Annotated in this window: 17 protein-coding genes; 6 read left to right on the top strand and 11 right to left on the bottom strand. The window is 36.4% G+C overall.

The genetic code is table 11. From position 1 onward, the window contains the following. Positions 1 to 76: 76 nt before the first annotated feature. Positions 77 to 820, top strand: a complete 744-nt coding sequence (gene srtB, locus ACI6MV_RS06460) for a class B sortase (RefSeq protein WP_407269433.1) — start codon at positions 77 to 79, stop codon at positions 818 to 820. Positions 821 to 1,053: 233 nt separating this feature from the next. On the opposite strand, the gene ACI6MV_RS06455 is transcribed toward srtB, so the two are convergent. The 4 genes from ACI6MV_RS06455 to ACI6MV_RS06440 form a co-directional block, all read right to left on the bottom strand. Continuing rightward, entirely contained in the window at positions 1,054 to 1,830 is a 777-nt protein-coding gene (locus tag ACI6MV_RS06455; protein ID WP_407269486.1) for a 3-hydroxybutyrate dehydrogenase, read from the bottom strand. A 16-nt stretch (positions 1,831 to 1,846) separates the two neighbouring features. Further along, positions 1,847 to 2,503 carry a 3-oxoacid CoA-transferase subunit B gene (locus ACI6MV_RS06450; protein ID WP_407269432.1) on the bottom strand — a complete coding sequence of 219 codons (657 nt, stop codon included), beginning with the start codon at positions 2,501 to 2,503 and terminating at the stop codon, positions 1,847 to 1,849. 1 nt (position 2,504) lies between these two features. Beyond that, positions 2,505 to 3,161, bottom strand: coding sequence for an acetate CoA-transferase subunit alpha (gene atoD, locus ACI6MV_RS06445; RefSeq protein WP_407269431.1), 657 nt, complete (start codon positions 3,159 to 3,161; stop codon positions 2,505 to 2,507). Between the two features lie 241 nt (positions 3,162 to 3,402). Then, positions 3,403 to 4,614, bottom strand: a complete 1,212-nt coding sequence (locus ACI6MV_RS06440) for an NAD-dependent epimerase/dehydratase family protein (RefSeq protein ID WP_407269430.1) — start codon at positions 4,612 to 4,614, stop codon at positions 3,403 to 3,405. A gap of 377 nt (positions 4,615 to 4,991) precedes the next feature. Here ACI6MV_RS06440 and ACI6MV_RS06435 point away from each other — a divergent pair, with 377 nt between their 5' ends. Together ACI6MV_RS06435 and ACI6MV_RS06430 are read left to right on the top strand one after the other, a co-directional pair. Beyond that, a complete protein-coding gene (locus tag ACI6MV_RS06435) occupies positions 4,992 to 5,789 on the top strand; it encodes a CAP domain-containing protein (RefSeq protein ID WP_407269429.1) in 798 nt (265 codons plus the stop codon). 25 nt (positions 5,790 to 5,814) lie between these two features. Beyond that, a complete protein-coding gene (locus ACI6MV_RS06430; RefSeq protein ID WP_407269428.1) occupies positions 5,815 to 5,943 on the top strand; it encodes a DUF4023 domain-containing protein in 129 nt (42 codons plus the stop codon). A gap of 98 nt (positions 5,944 to 6,041) precedes the next feature. Here the strand turns inward: ACI6MV_RS06430 and ACI6MV_RS06425 are convergent, their stop codons facing one another. The 5 genes from ACI6MV_RS06425 to ACI6MV_RS06405 form a co-directional block, all read right to left on the bottom strand. Further along, the gene (locus tag ACI6MV_RS06425; RefSeq protein WP_407269427.1) at positions 6,042 to 6,812 is read right to left on the bottom strand and encodes a MerR family transcriptional regulator; all 771 of its coding nucleotides are present in this window, start codon (positions 6,810 to 6,812) and stop codon (positions 6,042 to 6,044) included. Positions 6,813 to 6,944: 132 nt separating this feature from the next. Next, complete coding sequence (gene uvsE, locus ACI6MV_RS06420; RefSeq protein WP_407269426.1) at positions 6,945 to 7,910, bottom strand: UV DNA damage repair endonuclease UvsE; 966 nt, start codon at positions 7,908 to 7,910, stop codon at positions 6,945 to 6,947. A 160-nt stretch (positions 7,911 to 8,070) separates the two neighbouring features. Next, positions 8,071 to 8,502: a GNAT family N-acetyltransferase gene (locus tag ACI6MV_RS06415; RefSeq protein WP_407269425.1), complete on the bottom strand. Its 432-nt coding sequence runs from the start codon at positions 8,500 to 8,502 to the stop codon at positions 8,071 to 8,073. A gap of 95 nt (positions 8,503 to 8,597) precedes the next feature. After that, positions 8,598 to 10,097: a malate:quinone oxidoreductase gene (locus ACI6MV_RS06410; protein WP_407269424.1), complete on the bottom strand. Its 1,500-nt coding sequence runs from the start codon at positions 10,095 to 10,097 to the stop codon at positions 8,598 to 8,600. Positions 10,098 to 10,352: 255 nt separating this feature from the next. Beyond that, positions 10,353 to 11,318: a Gfo/Idh/MocA family protein gene (locus tag ACI6MV_RS06405; protein ID WP_407269423.1), complete on the bottom strand. Its 966-nt coding sequence runs from the start codon at positions 11,316 to 11,318 to the stop codon at positions 10,353 to 10,355. A gap of 379 nt (positions 11,319 to 11,697) precedes the next feature. On the opposite strand from ACI6MV_RS06405, the gene ACI6MV_RS06400 reads away from it, so the two are divergent. The 3 genes from ACI6MV_RS06400 (at position 11,698) to ACI6MV_RS06390 (ending at position 14,751) form a co-directional block, all read left to right on the top strand. After that, positions 11,698 to 12,192: a hypothetical protein gene (locus tag ACI6MV_RS06400; protein WP_407269422.1), complete on the top strand. Its 495-nt coding sequence runs from the start codon at positions 11,698 to 11,700 to the stop codon at positions 12,190 to 12,192. A 578-nt stretch (positions 12,193 to 12,770) separates the two neighbouring features. Beyond that, complete coding sequence (locus tag ACI6MV_RS06395; RefSeq protein ID WP_407269421.1) at positions 12,771 to 13,517, top strand: spr1630 family ClpXP-sensitive toxin; 747 nt, start codon at positions 12,771 to 12,773, stop codon at positions 13,515 to 13,517. Positions 13,518 to 13,542: 25 nt separating this feature from the next. Then, entirely contained in the window at positions 13,543 to 14,751 is a 1,209-nt protein-coding gene (locus ACI6MV_RS06390; protein ID WP_407269420.1) for a spr1629 family repressor/antitoxin, read from the top strand. Between the two features lie 372 nt (positions 14,752 to 15,123). Here the strand turns inward: ACI6MV_RS06390 and ACI6MV_RS06385 are convergent, their stop codons facing one another. Together ACI6MV_RS06385 and ACI6MV_RS06380 are read right to left on the bottom strand one after the other, a co-directional pair. Beyond that, positions 15,124 to 15,918: a YdcF family protein gene (locus tag ACI6MV_RS06385; RefSeq protein ID WP_407269419.1), complete on the bottom strand. Its 795-nt coding sequence runs from the start codon at positions 15,916 to 15,918 to the stop codon at positions 15,124 to 15,126. 79 nt (positions 15,919 to 15,997) lie between these two features. Beyond that, complete coding sequence (locus ACI6MV_RS06380) at positions 15,998 to 16,753, bottom strand: PIG-L deacetylase family protein (protein WP_407269418.1); 756 nt, start codon at positions 16,751 to 16,753, stop codon at positions 15,998 to 16,000. Position 16,754 lies beyond the last annotated feature (1 nt).

Below are 16,754 nucleotides of genomic sequence, written 5' to 3'. Positions count from 1 at the left end.
ATATTTTATAATTTCCTATGTAGCTATTTCAAGAGGGGAGTGTTCTCCCCTCATTTTTTTCTTTAGAGGTGATAAAATGAGAAAATATGTAATTGTACTGTTATTATGTATAACTTTAGGTATAACCGGCTATGATCTCTATGGAAATTGGCAAGAGAAAAAACTAAATGAAGAAATTCATGATATCTATGAAGATGCGCGGATGGAAGATGAGATAAGGGAATCTACTATTACTGCGCCTACTGAAACTGAAGATACGAATGACAATAAGGATAAATTCAAAGAATTACTACGTATAAATGATGACATTATTGGTTGGATTACGATCCCCAATACCACGATTGATTATCCAGTAGTTCAAGGAACAGATAATGATTTCTATCTGAAACATAACGTTAGAAAGCAAGAAAATAAAGCAGGATCGATTTTTTTAGATTTTCGTAACAAAACGAACGAACTTAGTAAAAACACAATTATATATGGCCATTATATGAAAAACAAGACGATGTTTTATGATTTAGTTAAGTATAAAGATCAACAATTTTATAATGACAATCGTATTATTCATTTTTCCACACTGCAGGAGGATATGGAGTGGGAGATTTTTTCAGTTTATGAGACAGACATCAGTTTTAATTATATTAAGGAATCATTTGCTAGTAGAGATGAATTCGCTCGTTTTCTAGATACGATTAACAACAAATCGATGTATCCTAATGATACAACGGTTAGCATTGATCATAATATTCTTACCTTATCCACTTGTAGCTATATTTTTGATAATGCTAGGCTTGTCGTTCATGCGAAGAGGATATCGTAAAATATTTATACCACTCGTATGTGCTTCCGTCGCCAGATTAAGATAAGGCTAGTGCCTGTTGTTCTGTTAATCCACCGATTATTCCATATGCTTATGAAATTGACTCCATTTCATAAGTATTTTTTGTTTTAATGGTGTGTCTACATTCTTTCATACTTAAAACTTAAATGTCGTGTATTTCTGTTATTTATATCAAGCCAAAAAAGCCTTAGTAAATGTGGATAAACTTCAATTCACTGTGCAGTATATCCTCCGTCCAGCACAACTGCTTGGCCGGTAACTCCTTTAGCCTTTTCACTTGCTAGGAATAAAGTATAATCAGCAATTTCTTGGACATCTAGAAGTCTTCGTTGCGGAATTAATGGATAAAGCACTTGTTCTTTCACTTTTTCTACTGATACGTTTCGTGTTTTGGCTAACTCTTCGAATTGTCCACGTACAAGTGGCGTATCAACGTAACCCGGGCAGATTGCATTTACTGTAATATCATAGTCTGCAACCTCTAGTGCAGCTACTTTCGTTAAACCAATCACACCATGTTTGGCACTATTATAGGCTGCTTTGCCTGCGAAGCCAACTAAGCCATTAATAGACGCCATATTTACGATTCGACCCCATCCTTGTTTTTTCATAATCGGTAAGCAATGCTTGATCGCAATAAAAGGGGCAATTTGCATTACTTTTATCATTAACTCAAATTTAGCCGTTGGAAATTGTTCGATTGGTGATACATGCTGTAAACCTGCGTTATTTAACAAAATATCCAGTCTCCCGTATTGCTTAACTGTTTCATTTATAGCAAATTTTATGTCTGCCTCTTTTGTCACATCGACTTTAATGCCCAAGCAATCATAGTCACCATTACGAAGTTCATTAGTCACTTGCTGAAGTTTTTCTTCGTCCATATCCGTGAAAACAACACGTGCTCCATTTTTTAAAAATTCAACTCCAATCTGATATCCAATCCCACTTGCTGCTCCTGTTATGAATACTACTTTCCCTTGCACGATTTTTCCTCCTCATGTATTATTGTGGTGCAAATTTAGATCCAACCTTAAACGTAGCTTCTGTTTTTTCAATTACCATACCCAGCTCTACACCTTCTTGAAGATCCTCCAATATTAGACCTTCCTCACTTACACGAAATACAGCGAGTTCAGTTACGATTAAGTCTACTACCCCTTTTCCTGTCAGCGGCAACTGGCATAAATCAACAATTTTGGAGGCTCCACTTTTCGTGCAGTGTTCCATTGCGATAATTACCTTCTTGGCACCTGTTACAAGATCCATCGCGCCGCCCATTCCCGCAATCATTTTTCCTGGTATCATCCAGCTAGCTAGGTTTCCGTAAGTATCTACTTCTAAAGCCCCAAGAACTGTAACATCAATATGACCGCCTCGGATTAACTGAAATGAAAAGTTACTATCGAAAAACGCAGCACCTGGAATGATCCCTGTCGGCTGTCCTCCAGCGTTTACTAATTCAGGATCGATTTCTTTCTGTAATGGTCCCAATCCAGTAAACCCATTTTCAGATTGGAGTATGACCTTGATGCCTTCTCGTAAGTAATTAGGAACTAATGTAGGAATTCCTATTCCCAGATTAATCACATCACCATCATTCATTTCTTTTGCTACACGTTTGGCAATCGTCTCTTTTAGGTTAGTTTTTGATTGATTCACCTTAATCACCACCTTTGACTACTATTTTATCGATAAGAATTCCTGTAGTGACGACATGATCTGGATCAATTTCTCCAATCTCAACAACTTCTTCTACTTCTGCAATCACCAATTCTGCCGCTAGTGCCATTATTGGGTTAAAATTGCGAGCAGATTTATGGTAAACTAAGTTCCCAGCTCTATCTGCTTTCTTCGCTTTTAAAAGAGCAACATTGGCACGGAATGGTTTTTCTAATAAATATTCTTTTCCATCAACAACGATCTTTTGTTTCCCTTCTTCAACTACAGTTCCAACACCTGTGGGAGTGAGTATTCCACCTAATCCTGACCCTCCTGCACGCACTCGTTCTGCTAATGTCCCCTGAGGAACAAGTTCAACTTCTATTTCACCAGCTATCATTTGTCTCCCTGTCTCTCGGTTGGTTCCTATATGGGAGGTGATTACTTTGCCAACACGTTTATTTACAATTAATGGACCGACACCCGTTTCTGCAGTTGCTGTGTCACTAGCAATCAACGTTATATTTTTGGTATTAGATTTAATTAAAGCATCTACCAACGTACCAGGTGTTCCTACACCCATGAAACCACCAATCATTACTGTCATTCCATCTTTGAAAAATGGTAATAATTCTTCTGTTGTAATAACTTTACTCATATTTAAAACCTCCCAATAACTCACCAGTACTCTTGTTGACGCTCTAATTTTTTTGCAAAGTTTACATACAAAAGGTTGGCTAGACCATCTCCAATCTCAAATATGGATGGTAATTATAAAATTGACTTTATTATAAACATACGCAGTTACTAACCAGTTACAAATATGAAATAGCAAAAAACCTCAGATTCAAACGAACCTGAGGTTTTTCCCTATATGTATCATATAAATTTTCAGTTAGTTACTTAATCAATTCACCATTCCCTAAATCTGGTACCCCTGGATGTTGTTCTTTTGTCCAAATACTCTTTGCAGGGATTTTTGAATAATCTGCACGGTCTGCATATTTCTTAGCAATCTCTGTTACTTCTTCCAACAAACCTTTTTTTAAAGTTGTAGGATTTAGACCTTTGGACAAGAATAAATCATTCTTAACATGAAGGTCATTTTCAGGAGCCTCTTTACGTGGATTCGATACGTAAGCAATCTCACCACCAGATAGTTCGCTAACAAGCTTGGCCAAATCATTAACACGGTGCGTTTCTGTCATTTGATTGAATATCATAACTCTTTCTTCAAGCGCAGGTGGGTTTTCAATCGCCAACTGTATACAACGCACGGTATCTTGAATGTGGATAAACGCACGTGTCTGTCCGCCTGTTCCATGTACAGTAATTGGGTAGCCAACAGCAGCTTGCATTAAGAACCGATTTAATACTGTGCCATAGTCCCCATCATAATCAAAGCGGTTAATGAGTCTTTCATCCATGTTGGTTTCTTTGGTATTCGTACCCCAAACAATTCCTTGATGAAGATCGGTAATTCTTATACTATCGTTCTTATTGTAATAATGGAAAAGTAATTGGTCTTGCGTCTTTGTCATGTGATATACGGAGCCCGGATTTGTTGGATAAAGTATTTGTTGTTGGACTTTTTCTCCTGATTCTGTCTGTACTTCAATATCCAGATACCCTTCAGGAATTTTCATCCCAGCAGTTCCATAACCGTAAACACCCATTGTTCCTAAATGAACGAGGTGAATATCAAGGCCAGACTCGACGATTGCACATAGTACATTGTGGGTAGCATTTAAGTTATTATTAACAGTATATCGCTTATGCTTAGGAGATTTCATTGAATAAGGAGCTGAACGTTGCTCAGCAAAGTGTACAATAGCATCAGGTTTTTCAGATTGAATCAGTTCTACTAATTCCTCATAATCTTCTGCAATATCAATATTTGCAAAGTTTATCTTTTTTCCTGACACTTCTTCCCACACTTTTAGTCTGGTGCCCATTGGTTGTATAGGAGTTAACGATTCCGCTTCTAACTCATTGTCAATATTTCGTCGAGATAAGTTATCAATGATGACTACATCGTGACCCAGATTAGAAAGATGTAGGCTTGTTGGCCAACCACAAAATCCATCTCCTCCTAAAACAAGAATCTTCATTGGTGACTTTAAATCGCTATTTTCTATGAACAATTGTAACACCCTTTATATATATTTATTTTATTCTTAAAATTTCAAAATAATGATTTCATATGTATTAGCCTTAAGTTGACTCTCAACATGCCACTTACTCCTAGTATAACTTTTATTATAGCATATGAACAATAACTGTTTTTACACCATTTATGTAAAGACTAATTTTACAAAAAATTATTAAACACGCTATATTTTCATACCTTTAATCAGTCTCATGATCACCTTCTGTCACCATAAAAATTACTATACATCAAATAACTTCGCTTTTTGTTTTAAATTACCATATTTAATTTCTGAAAAACAAGAAAAGCTAAAAAGAAAAACAAAAGGTGGTTTTTTACATGAAAAAGCTTTGGATTATTGCAATAAGCATAATTGCTTTAACACTGACAGCCTGCAACAATAATGACCAAGCAATGGACAACAATATGAATGACAATAACGACACTGTTTCCAGCCTAAGGACAGATACCGATAGTGAGAATTATCCACATACGCAGCCGATTAAGACCCAAGAAGCTAGATATGAATTTAGAACGATTATCGGTAAAAACCAACAGGGGCAACAGGGACAAAATTCACAACAGGGCAACATGCAATATAATCAAGGTGCACAACAAGCACCTAGTGGACAAGCGAACAATAATCCACAACAACAGCAACAACAAACAGAGACACAAAATAACCAGGGTGCACAACCGCAAGCAGAAAAGCAGCCAGCACAAACTGAGACACAACAAAACAACAAAGGTAATCAGAATATGAGTGCCTTTGTATCAGAAGTTATTAAGTTAACGAATGCGGAAAGACAGAAACAAGGGCTATCTCCATTACAGGGCTATCCTGATCTAAATAATGTAGCAGATGCTAAAGCAAAAGACATGAATGCAAAAGAATATTTTTCACACACTAGTCCAACCTATGGTTCACCATTTGATATGATGCGGGATTTCGGAATCACATATACATCCGCAGCTGAGAACATTGCTCAAGGTCAACCTACACCTGAAGAAGTTGTAAACGCTTGGATGAATAGTGAAGGTCACCGTGCTAACATTTTAGACGGCAACTTTACACATATCGGTGTTGGATATGAGAAGTCTGGTCATCAGTGGGTACAGATGTTTATTAAGAAGTAACCTAAACAGCAAAAGGAGAAATATTATGGATACACATGAATATGTACAGAAATTACAGGAAAACCAAGAAAAAGCTAAACGTAACAAAAAGCGCCAAGGTAAAGGACATCCTAATCAACAATTGCCTAGTAAGCAGCATAGCGATAACGGTTAATTATATTATGTGCGGAGACCAAATAACTGTCTTGGTCTCCGCACATTTAACGAGTAACACACTCATATAAATACGGTATCCTCATCTTGCACGTTGTTCTAATTTTTTTTATCCAATTCTGTATAAATTAAAATCGCATCCCGTAAGAATGCCGCCATACCTGGTCGCTGTTTGTCATAATATGCGGTAAACCGCTCATCATCAACATACATTTGAGCCAATCCTGCATGTGCTTCTTTAGAATATTTGTCCCAGGAAAAACTTAACCATTGTCGATGCAAATCAGCTGTCTTTTGTGCTATCTCACTTGCAGGATCCCCTGTTTCGATTGCTGTGCCAAGTGTTAGCATTATTTCATTTTCGAGCCGGGTGAATTCCTCATATTCAACTTGAGTCATATTTTTCATTTTATTGTTAGATCTATTAACAGTTTCATCACCATATTTCGCCCGAATTTCTTCGCCAAACTTCTGTTCATTTTCCTCAATTTTCTTTTTCTTAAAGCCTGCAAACTTTTCTTCATTTTGCATAATAATACTCCTTTCCTTTGACGCAATTGTCTTGTTCACATTGGCAATTAACAGGTTTAATTGTTCTTTTTTCTCAAGAAGCTTCTCACGGTGTTTTCTCAGTGCCGCTGCCTCATCAAAAGTAGGTGCTGTTACGATTTCATTGATCTCTTCCAATTTTATGCCTAACTCTTTATAAAATAGGATGTGCTGCAATCGGTCCACCTCTTTTTGACCATAGATTCGATATCCTGATGAATTGATTCTTGCCGGCTTAAGAATTCCAATTTCATCATAATATCTCAACGTTCTTCTACTTATACCCGCGATCTCTGCTAGCTTCTGCACTGTATATTCCATGATGCCACCTCCTGATATAGTAATCGTACACATTCACGTCGCGTTAATGTCAATAGGGAATATTTGATCTATTATACGATAAGAAGGAGAGTTAGCATGTTCAGCTGACTCTCCTTCCATCAATTCCTGCTATTATTTTAAGTGAAAAGAAGATCCATTAATAACTTCAATGTCGTCCCTATTTTTCACTTCTTCCATTAGTTTCACTAGTGCCTCGTCTTTCTTCTTTGCTTCAATCATGCAATCGATTTGAGGCACACTACCTTTAATCTCTTTTAAAAAATCGAAAAACATATTTATATCAATATGATCTGCATGATGCCGAATCGCTTGTTTACTTTTTGGGCTTGAAATATGCATTTTTATCGGTAGTGGAGAATGGCTCCATGTTTGCACTACACGATCCCAATTTTCTTCCCAATTAGCATTGTTGTGATGAACAAGGTGATGATGGTAATCAAATACGAGTGGAATACCTAATTTTTCGCATAAGAAAAGCGTATCCTCTAGGGTAAAAGATGTATCATCGTTTTCAAGTATGATTGTTTTTTGTATCGCTCTTGGAACAACCATCCAGTTATCGATAAAACGTTCTAGTGATTTTTCTGTCTCCTTGTAATTTCCACCCACATGCATGACACATCGATGTGTCGGGTCTATTCCCATACCTTTTAATAGTAAGTAGTGCATTTTTAACGTCATGATCGAATTTTTTAAAACATCTGTTTTAGGCGAATTAATTAAAACGAAATGATCGGGATGAAAACCAACTCTTATGTTATGACGCTTAACAAAATCGCCAATTTCACTCAACGCTTCACGTAAAGGTTTCATATAATCCCAATCAAGTAATTCCTGATGATTCGCCAGCGGAATCAAGCGAGAAGTTAACCGATAAAAATACACCTCAGAAGCTACATTATGCTTTAGAATTCTTAATGTATTATGTAGATTTGATAATGAAATCCGCTCCAATTTACGGAGTGCTGCTTCTCTGTCTGTAATCTTCTGAAACCTGTCATATGTCAATGTCTGTGAAGGAGAAGCATTTGTTAACTCCATGCTCATGGCAACATAGCCGAGACGTACAATTGTCATTTTTTCCTCCCATTTTGCACTTTTTTTTAGTTTATCCTGTATGAGTTTGGTTATTCCCATAAATAAAACCGCACTACTAATAGTGCAGTTAACGTGTACGTTGATTCATGTTCATTTTATAGTAACCACAGTCAGAAAGTCAGGATGAAAACTACACCTCTCACACTATGCTGTTCTTCTCCGGATACTTCTTCCGTCGCCGAATCATCATATCTTCTACTTTAAAACCGTATTGCTCATATAACCCATGCGCATCTTTTGTTGCCAGTCCTATGGAGGTGTGGATAATATCAGGATGTTCCATGATACATTGCATCAACCATTTACCAAGGCCTTCGCCTCGGTACGTGTCTTTAATAATCACGTCTAACAGCCACGTAAAAGCAACTTTATCGGTAATCACTCGAGCAAAGCCTACCAGTTCTTGTTCCTTAACAATACCGAAGCACAATGAGTTTTTCACTGTTTCTTCTACTATGTATTTGGGACGGTCTTTTGCCCAGTACGTGTCTTTTAATAAATCATAAACTTGATTTACGTCTATTTTCTGGTTATCGGTTGTCAAAAGGAAATTTGCTTTTGTCCATTCCATCTGATTTTCTCCCTTACAAATAATACTCTATAAACTAGAGCAAGAACCTTTAATCTAAATTAGATTAAAGGTTCTTTGATTTACACATTTCTCTATTATGAACTAACCTGCTCTTTTTCACTTAAACCTAGTGTATCTGCAGTTGATTGTTGAATTTCCTGCAAAAGCTCTGGGTTATCCATGAGTGATTTCCCATACGAAGGAATCATTTCTTTGATTTTTGGTTCCCACTCGTCAATACGGTCTGGGAAGCATTTTGCAATAACTTCAAGCATAACGTGAACAGCGGTTGATGCACCAGGAGAAGCACCGAGTAAAGCTGCGATAGAGCCATCAGCAGAAGTAACCACTTCCGTACCAAATTGTAGTGTTCCTTTGCCGCCTTCTACCGTATCTTTAATCACTTGTACACGTTGTCCTGCGACTACTAAATCCCATTCCTCACTCTTAGCGTTTGGGATAAACTCGCGTAACTCTTCCATGCGCTTTTCTTTCGATAACATGACTTGCTGAATCAGATATTTAGTCAGGGACATATTTTTCGCACCTGCCGCCAACATCGTAAAAAGATTGTTTGGTTTGACAGAAGTGATTAGATCAAATAAAGATCCTGTTTTTAAAAATTTTGGTGAGAAGCCAGCAAACGGTCCAAATAGCAGCGATTTTTCATTATCGATAAAACGAGTATCCAAATGCGGAACAGACATTGGCGGAGCCCCAACCTTGGCTTTACCGTATACTTTTCCATGATGCTGCGCTACAACCTCAGGATTGTTGCAGACCATAAATAATCCACTGACCGGGAATCCTCCAATCTGTTTTGATTCAGGAATACCGGTTTTCTGCAGTAAATGGATGCTTCCTCCTCCGCCTCCGATAAAGACGAATTTTGCACGATGACGTTCAACGTTACCGCTATCATTTTGTACTTTTAATTCCCAAGATCCGTCACTCGTTTGCTTCATATTTTTTACGGTATGTTTATATCTGATATCGACGTTTTCATTCTTTAAGTGATCAAACAACTTTCGTGTTAGCGCACCAAAATTAACGTCAGTTCCAGAATCGATCTTCGTTGCTGCTATCGGTTCTTCGGATGTACGACCTTCCGTGACCAGCGGAATCCATTCTTTCAGTTTTTCAAGGTCATCTGAATATTCCATCCCCTGAAACAATGGGTTATTTGATAACGCTTCAAAACGTTTCTTTAAAAACGTTACATTTTGCTCCCCTTGCACTAAGCTCATATGAGGTATTGGCATGATAAAATCTTGCGGATTACTAATAAGCTTTCTATTTACAAGAAAAGACCAAAACTGTTTTGAAACTTGAAACTGTTCATTCACTTTTATTGCTTTACTGCAATCTATAGATCCATCAGGTTTTTCGGATGTATAGTTAAGCTCGCACAGTGCCGAATGCCCTGTACCAGCATTGTTCCATTCGTTAGAACTTTCTTCTCCTGCTTTGCCGAGCTTCTCAAATACTTTGATGTCCATGGATGGCGCTAGTTCTTTCAATAAAGATCCCAAAGTGACGCTCATAACTCCGGCACCAATTAGGATTACGTCTGTTTTGTTCAGTTCATTACTCATTATAACCTTCCTTATCCCCTAATTTTTGCAAAAAAAGATTAGGCACTCCTACTCAGGTGTCAGTTCGTTAAGGTGCCACCTTGGAACATACCTTTTATATCTCTATTATAAGCCTATCATAATTCTATTATAATTATTTTAAAAATAAAACAGCTACTATTATTTGATAATTATAAACTATTTATTGTCAGTAAAAAAGTAAGAAGTCCTTCCAATGCCTTAGAAACAAAGGATAAACAATCAGTTGGGCAGCTTTTAGTGTCTATCGTTTTCATAATACACGCCAAATTGTTCTCGGCAATCATCCATTATTTCGATTATTTCAAGACTATCTTTATGTTGTACTTCTTCACTTTCTAATTTTCCTAGCCTAATATCTGCTGCAACTTTATCAAATTGATACGTATAACTGTGGTCTGTTTTGAAAACAGACTTTTTGCCATCGGCATTTATCAATGCTTTGTTGCCAAAAAAGAAATTAGGTATCTTGATTTTCCCCTTACTTCCTACTATGTTAGCATTTATACTTCTATATTTTGAAATCGAGGTTGATAAATTGCTTACGGAACCATTTTTATTGGTAAGTTTAATTTGATCATCACCATCAACACCGAATTTATTTAATTTAGTTTTGGCATTAATCTTAGTTGGTTTTCCTAACAACATATGACTATATGTAATCGGGTAAACTCCTAGGTCTAGTAGAGCGCCTCCTCCATATTCAGGCCTATTTAGCCTTTTATTACGTGGAAACCAAATACAAAAACTCGCCTCTAATTCTAAAACATCGCCTATATTCCCAGAACTCACATAATCCTTAATAAATTTAGCTAATGGATTGAATTTCGTCCACATTGCTTCACCTACATACAAATTGTTTTTGTTCGCGTATGCTAATAGCTCCCTTAACTCTTTTGCATTCACAGTAATCGACTTTTCAATCAACACAGGTTTTTGACACTTTAATGCTGTCATCGCATTTTCAAAATGTACGGTATGCGGTGTTGCAATGTACACACCTTCTACCCCTTGTTGTTGCACAGCATCTTCCATACTTTCAAATGCTAAACAATTATATTTCTTAGCAAAATCATCTGCATTTTCTTTTCGATTAGACCACACGGAAACTATTTTATGATTATTTGTAGCAAGTATTTGACTAGCAGTTTTTCTTGCTATCCCACCACTTCCTATATATGCCCATCCGAATCGCTTATCCACTATAGAGTTCCTCCTTGATTGGACCTTGCTTATATACCCCTTGGTCTACATCGAAGCTACTTCAACTTACGATCGCTATATGGAAACGTTAGGAAGTCTAGGCTTAATTCTAGCATTTTTTGTGGCTATAAAACGTTAGTGGGGGCTCGGATTTTATTTTATTTCAAAGATTGGTGTGTGTTAACGAAAATTAAATAACTGAGTCTTTTATATAATGTCAATATAATGACCCCTGATCTAAAGAGGTCATTTTCAACTTATAAATTACATCCTGATTTAAGCTGCCAGTCTTACTACGTTTGTATACCAGGGTATACTCATCAATTAGGAAAAGTAACGCTATACTGTTCATAGCTTGATAAACAAGAGGAGGAATAGTGTGAAAAAAATGCTAGGAATTACGTTTTTTGTATGTATCCTATTCACAATAGTAGGTTGTTCTTCTCAAGGACAAAATGATAATGCTTTTGAGGAAGCAGTTATACAAGAAAGAATTGAAGCAGGCGTTGATGGGGTCAACATTATTGACCTTGTGGAAAATGAAAATGATGGCGTAGCTTTTTACACCACATATAAAGGGAGTGAAGATAACGTGACATCTCCTAGTCTAGCTTACTTTGAAAAAATCGACAATAAGTGGGAACGTGGAATGGGAACTACTTGTGAAAAGGAATGGCAAGTTTTGGGTACGACCAATGCGTTATATTGTGGGGCTGTGCCAGATGGATTTGACCATATTATTGTAAATGGAGAAGAAGCATCGGTGTTTGAAATTCATGAAAAATTGAGTTCATGGTACCTAATTACAGACGGCCCTGAGTATGCAATCAAAGCAGTAGCTGAAAATGGGTATGAGCAGTATATAAAAGATTAGATTTCGATTTTGTTAATATGCAGTTGTTTAAAAATCCCTTCGTAATTTCGAAGGGATTTTTAAACGATATGTCATAAACCCAAATATCTTTTGAATCATGATTCTTATAGCGACATGGATTTTCTTTTTTATCAAAGACTCCAAAAAATATTTCTAATTACTTTACACCCACTGCTGTTTTTACACATTGAGTGCAAGATAGATGTTCTGTATATCATACAATTTGAACAATTTTCATCAACACATATTTTCGTCCAAACCTCTCTACTGAAATAAGTACGCGCGGCAAACACGCGATCCCATAAGCTAATTACAATTTAATATACTGTAAATTTGTATAGTTGTTAATATTGATTAAGAAAAACTGGTGATTTTCTTAAAATAATGAATTGAAAAACACAAATAAATTTAACCTCTCAATCATTATTAGGAAATGAAATTATATTATTTTTAAAAGCAATACTATAAATCAATAGACATTTATCATTAAAACTTTAAAAAAAAACAAAAAAATCATATATTTCCCACTCTATTTAATGTAAAATGATACCAAGAAAAGTTTGTTAGGAGTGGTAGATATGGAAAAATATAAATTTAATCCGAATGATAGTGAAATGATTGTTAACGCAATCGTAGAAGGTTATCGAGATTACATCGAGCATCGTAAAGATCGTCATGAGAAAATGACAATTAGTTCTGCTTTCGCGTGGACTAAAGGTAATTTCATTGAGAGTAAGATTGCGGAAATCAGCCCTGAATTAAATCTATCTTATAAAAGGTCAAAGGCTGGACTAACATGGGATTACTTACAATTCATTCATGGTGAAACCAAGAAGCTTTTCCTTATTAAAAATGCTGCATATTTTAATGAAAATTGCTTTTCACAGGCAGTATTACCTAATAATATAAACAAAGGACATACAAGAACATATCTCCATGAGCTTTCTAAAATAAATCAAAGTCTTGATTTTCTATCTCCTACTTCAATCCAACACTCTAGTGAACCAAGTGAGCAACTTTCCCTATTTGTTACGGAAGAACAAATTAAAGACGAGATTGAACTATTTCAATCAGATTATGATGAATTCCATATCCTCACTTACAAAATTGATGATGCATATCAGATTTCGGAAATTATGCATTATTTGCCTAACCCAGCCAACAATATAGCATATAGAATTGAAAATCTTTCGGAGTACATCTCTAATTCAGAGCTAACAGATGAAGAACGAGAAGTGATTGCACCAGAACAAGATCATGGTATAATTGACCCTGCAGCTTTCGACATAGGAATCTTCGAAGATAAGGATAAAGAAACTAATTAGACCTTCATAGATAAGGGGGAGCGTTATGTTTATTGGTGAAAATTTAACTAATCTTCGTATCCTACATGGATATTCACGCAAACAGCTCTCTGAAATGCTACATGTAACAGAACAAGCAGTTTGGCAATATGAGAATAATTACACGACACCCAAAATGCAAATTGTAAATGATTTAAAATCCATCTTCAATGTGAAGAGTAAATATTTTTATAAACAGGATGTACTAAAGCGCTACTTTGAAAATGAAAATATACCCTTTATGAACATTGCCTATCGTTCTAAGGTAATGAATGTCATTTCTAAAACACAAGCAGAAGCAAAGCATGTTGAATATTTAGATAGTTTTGTTAACTATTTAACAGCTAACTTAACACTTCCAACACAAAAAATAATTCAATTAAGAGATGAAGTTATAAACTATTTAAATAACGCTAACGATGATAGAAAAATACAAATAAATACCGTGGCCAAACTTGCACGAGAAAGCTTAGGTCTTAATAATTACACAAATGACAATTTAATGTTCTTATTAGAAAAAAGTGGTATCTTTATTTTTGAAAAAGCCATTGGTGATGAAATTGATGCTTATAGTTTATGGACTAAAAAAGACCGTCCGTTTATTATATTAGGCAATATGAAGCGTTCAGCTGTACGCCGAAATTTCGATCTAGCGCATGAACTCGGGCATTTGTTATTTCACTTTAAAGTTGAATTTACAAATTTGAATCGCACAGAACACAAAAACATAGAGAATGAAGCTAATCTGTTTGCTGGTGCGTTCCTATTACCTGATGAGTCATTTCTAGAAGATTTGAAAACTGTTGCTTCTGTAACCAATCCTGACGCATATATTGATATAAAAAAGAAATGGAAAACATCATTGCAAGTTCTCGGCTATCGAGCAGCAAATTTAGGTATATTAGATGCAAAAAAACATCGAAATTACTATGCCGCTCTTCATCGAAAAGCTTATTTGAAAAGTGAGCCATTAGATGAAATTCTACAAATACAAAAGCCACAAAAAATTAAATCAATGATTGATCTAGTTGCTAAAAGGGAAATCATAGATATTTATGAGATGATCGAAAAGGATTGGAAAGTAGAAATTCCATTTTTCCACAGAATAACTGGCATAGATGTGAATTTCTTTAATAACTATGTTAGATACGAGGATAATTTTGATTTAGTAAACTTTACAGACATATCTTCAGGTAGTATTGATCAAATTAATTAAAGATACATGTTCTATAAAGGTTGTGCGCAATTGCTCACAGCCTTTTAAATTATAATACAGTTAAACTAATTTCTTAATTCCTACCCCAAGTAATTATTGCTTTCAAATTATTATTCTTAATAAATTTCTCATCCGAACAGTTTTTTGCTACTTGATACTCAAAGGCCCTATACTTCCTCCTTTAAAACTCTGTTTCCATTATAATAATTAATGGAAAACGGTAGCAAAAAAACAGTGATAGTCAAATCGTGAAAACATCTATGTATAAAAAAATTAGTGCGAGCCACCTCGTGCTGACTCTTGTACACACTTGGCATCAATGAAGTTATAATCTAAATCATGCTCACATGAATTGAAAAAGCCGATAAGTTCCTATATTTCCTGATACTTATTCACTAAATCAGGAGTTAAGCCCAACCATTCTGTCAAAATGATATAACGTTCTCTTTCTGAAAGTGGAAACAGCATGTACCAGGTGGTTGGTGCTGATAATGTCTTCACGTTAATTCCATTCTGTTCTGCATACATAGACGCGCGCATCTGGTGATAGTTGTTCGTTACGGATAGGATCTGCTCCGAAAAGTTTTCTGCTTGGATGATTTCTTTAGAAAAGATAAAGTTTTCTTTTGTGCTTTGTGCACGGTCCTCTTGATAAATACGTTCTGCTCCGATTCCTACTTTAACAAGGTATTGATGCATTACTTCCGCTTCGGTGTACTCCCCACGTCCCTTACCTGTGACGATTACCTTTGATTCAGGATGCTCTTTTAAATACGTTGCTGCTGTGTCCAACCTTGGTTTCAACAAATCACCTGGTTGATCGCCATCAACATCTGTTCCCAGAACCACTACTGTCAAATTCTCATCCTCAGAAAAATCAGATTGGGCTGCTACCACTCCCGCAGTAATAAGTCCTACGTCGATCAAGGCATATGCAATTAAAATCCCTACGATCAAACTTCTACATTTTTTCCATAGCGGAGAAATTCCTGTTTTGTCTGAACGACTTTTGAATACATTCCAGAAAATAGTGATAAAAAGAGTGATAACACCAACGATTAACAGATGCCATAAATGGTCTCGGATTCCTAGGATTCCAAAAACAATAAAGAGCAATGCGACGACAGATAGCACAACACGTAACACGACTAAGCTAATCTTTTTCATATGTATCCCCTCATCTATTATTCCCAGTTTGCTAGACTCCAAGAGCTAAGTGGGTGGCACTTCGAAAATGCATCACTCTCTACTGAATATCTTTTGCTTCTGGAAAACAATGCAAATGCAGTGGTTGCAGCATTTTCACCCCTTCTCCTATTTTCTTTTCATCCTGTGATAACTGGGTGCCGCGTAAGGTGAAATACTTACGATACAGGGCAAGTAGTTGCTCGTTCATTTGTGTTTTATGCAGAGCCATTGCCTCAAATTTAACATCAAAAAATTCAGTAACGTCTACGATTGCGTTAGGTGCTTCTGTAAAATAAAATCCTACTGCACGGAGCTGGCAAGGATCCGTTTTTGTGCCCTCTGGATAATCTTTTAGTGCACAGCTAATGGCCGCTTGGGCACTAGCCTGTCCTGTTACGATATGATCATAGTGAGATTCATAGGCAAGCCAAGGATCCGGACAAAAAACGGTGTCATATTGTTCACGACGAATGACCTCTCCAATCCCGCTCGCTAAAGTCGGAATGTCATTAAGGCTACCATCCTTATAACCTAACCAGAAGAACTTTTCTGCCCCCAGTAACCGGCCGGCTGCCTCTGCTTCTCGTTTACGCTCGAACGCCAATTGGTCCGGTGTATGAGATGTGCCTGTGTTCCCCAGCCTACCGTCTGTAATGGTAAGGTAATGAATCTCGCAACCTGCTTGAGCTAGTTTCGCAATGATAGCCCCCATTCCTATCTCATTATCATCCGGGTGGGGTTGGATGCATAATACTTTCTTACATTCCTCCACAGAAGGTACTTTAAGTAAAGCGGTGATATCGATGTTCTCCATG

It is taken from the genome of Radiobacillus sp. PE A8.2, assembly GCF_045635475.1.
In the GTDB taxonomy this organism is placed as follows: domain Bacteria; phylum Bacillota; class Bacilli; order Bacillales; family Amphibacillaceae; genus JBJGXI01.
Note: the sequence above shows the minus strand (reverse complement) of the source record. Positions and strands in the feature narration are given on the sequence as shown.

Excerpts from the sequence above, each read along its gene's own strand:
- ACI6MV_RS06435 (WP_407269429.1), top strand. The coding sequence starts at position 4,992 with ATGAAAAAGCTTTGGATTATTGCAATAAGCATAATTGCTTTAACACTG.
- ACI6MV_RS06425 (WP_407269427.1), bottom strand. The coding sequence starts at position 6,812 with ATGGAATATACAGTGCAGAAGCTAGCAGAGATCGCGGGTATAAGTAGA.
- ACI6MV_RS06410 (WP_407269424.1), bottom strand. The coding sequence starts at position 10,097 with ATGAGTAATGAACTGAACAAAACAGACGTAATCCTAATTGGTGCCGGA.
- ACI6MV_RS06385 (WP_407269419.1), bottom strand. The coding sequence starts at position 15,918 with ATGAAAAAGATTAGCTTAGTCGTGTTACGTGTTGTGCTATCTGTCGTC.
- uvsE (WP_407269426.1), bottom strand. The coding sequence starts at position 7,910 with ATGACAATTGTACGTCTCGGCTATGTTGCCATGAGCATGGAGTTAACA.
- ACI6MV_RS06390 (WP_407269420.1), top strand. The coding sequence starts at position 13,543 with ATGTTTATTGGTGAAAATTTAACTAATCTTCGTATCCTACATGGATAT.
- ACI6MV_RS06395 (WP_407269421.1), top strand. The coding sequence starts at position 12,771 with ATGGAAAAATATAAATTTAATCCGAATGATAGTGAAATGATTGTTAAC.
- ACI6MV_RS06430 (WP_407269428.1), top strand. The coding sequence starts at position 5,815 with ATGGATACACATGAATATGTACAGAAATTACAGGAAAACCAAGAAAAA.
- ACI6MV_RS06380 (WP_407269418.1), bottom strand. The coding sequence starts at position 16,753 with ATGGAGAACATCGATATCACCGCTTTACTTAAAGTACCTTCTGTGGAG.
- atoD (WP_407269431.1), bottom strand. The coding sequence starts at position 3,161 with ATGAGTAAAGTTATTACAACAGAAGAATTATTACCATTTTTCAAAGAT.
- ACI6MV_RS06415 (WP_407269425.1), bottom strand. The coding sequence starts at position 8,502 with ATGGAATGGACAAAAGCAAATTTCCTTTTGACAACCGATAACCAGAAA.
- srtB (WP_407269433.1), top strand. The coding sequence starts at position 77 with ATGAGAAAATATGTAATTGTACTGTTATTATGTATAACTTTAGGTATA.
- ACI6MV_RS06440 (WP_407269430.1), bottom strand. The coding sequence starts at position 4,614 with ATGAAGATTCTTGTTTTAGGAGGAGATGGATTTTGTGGTTGGCCAACA.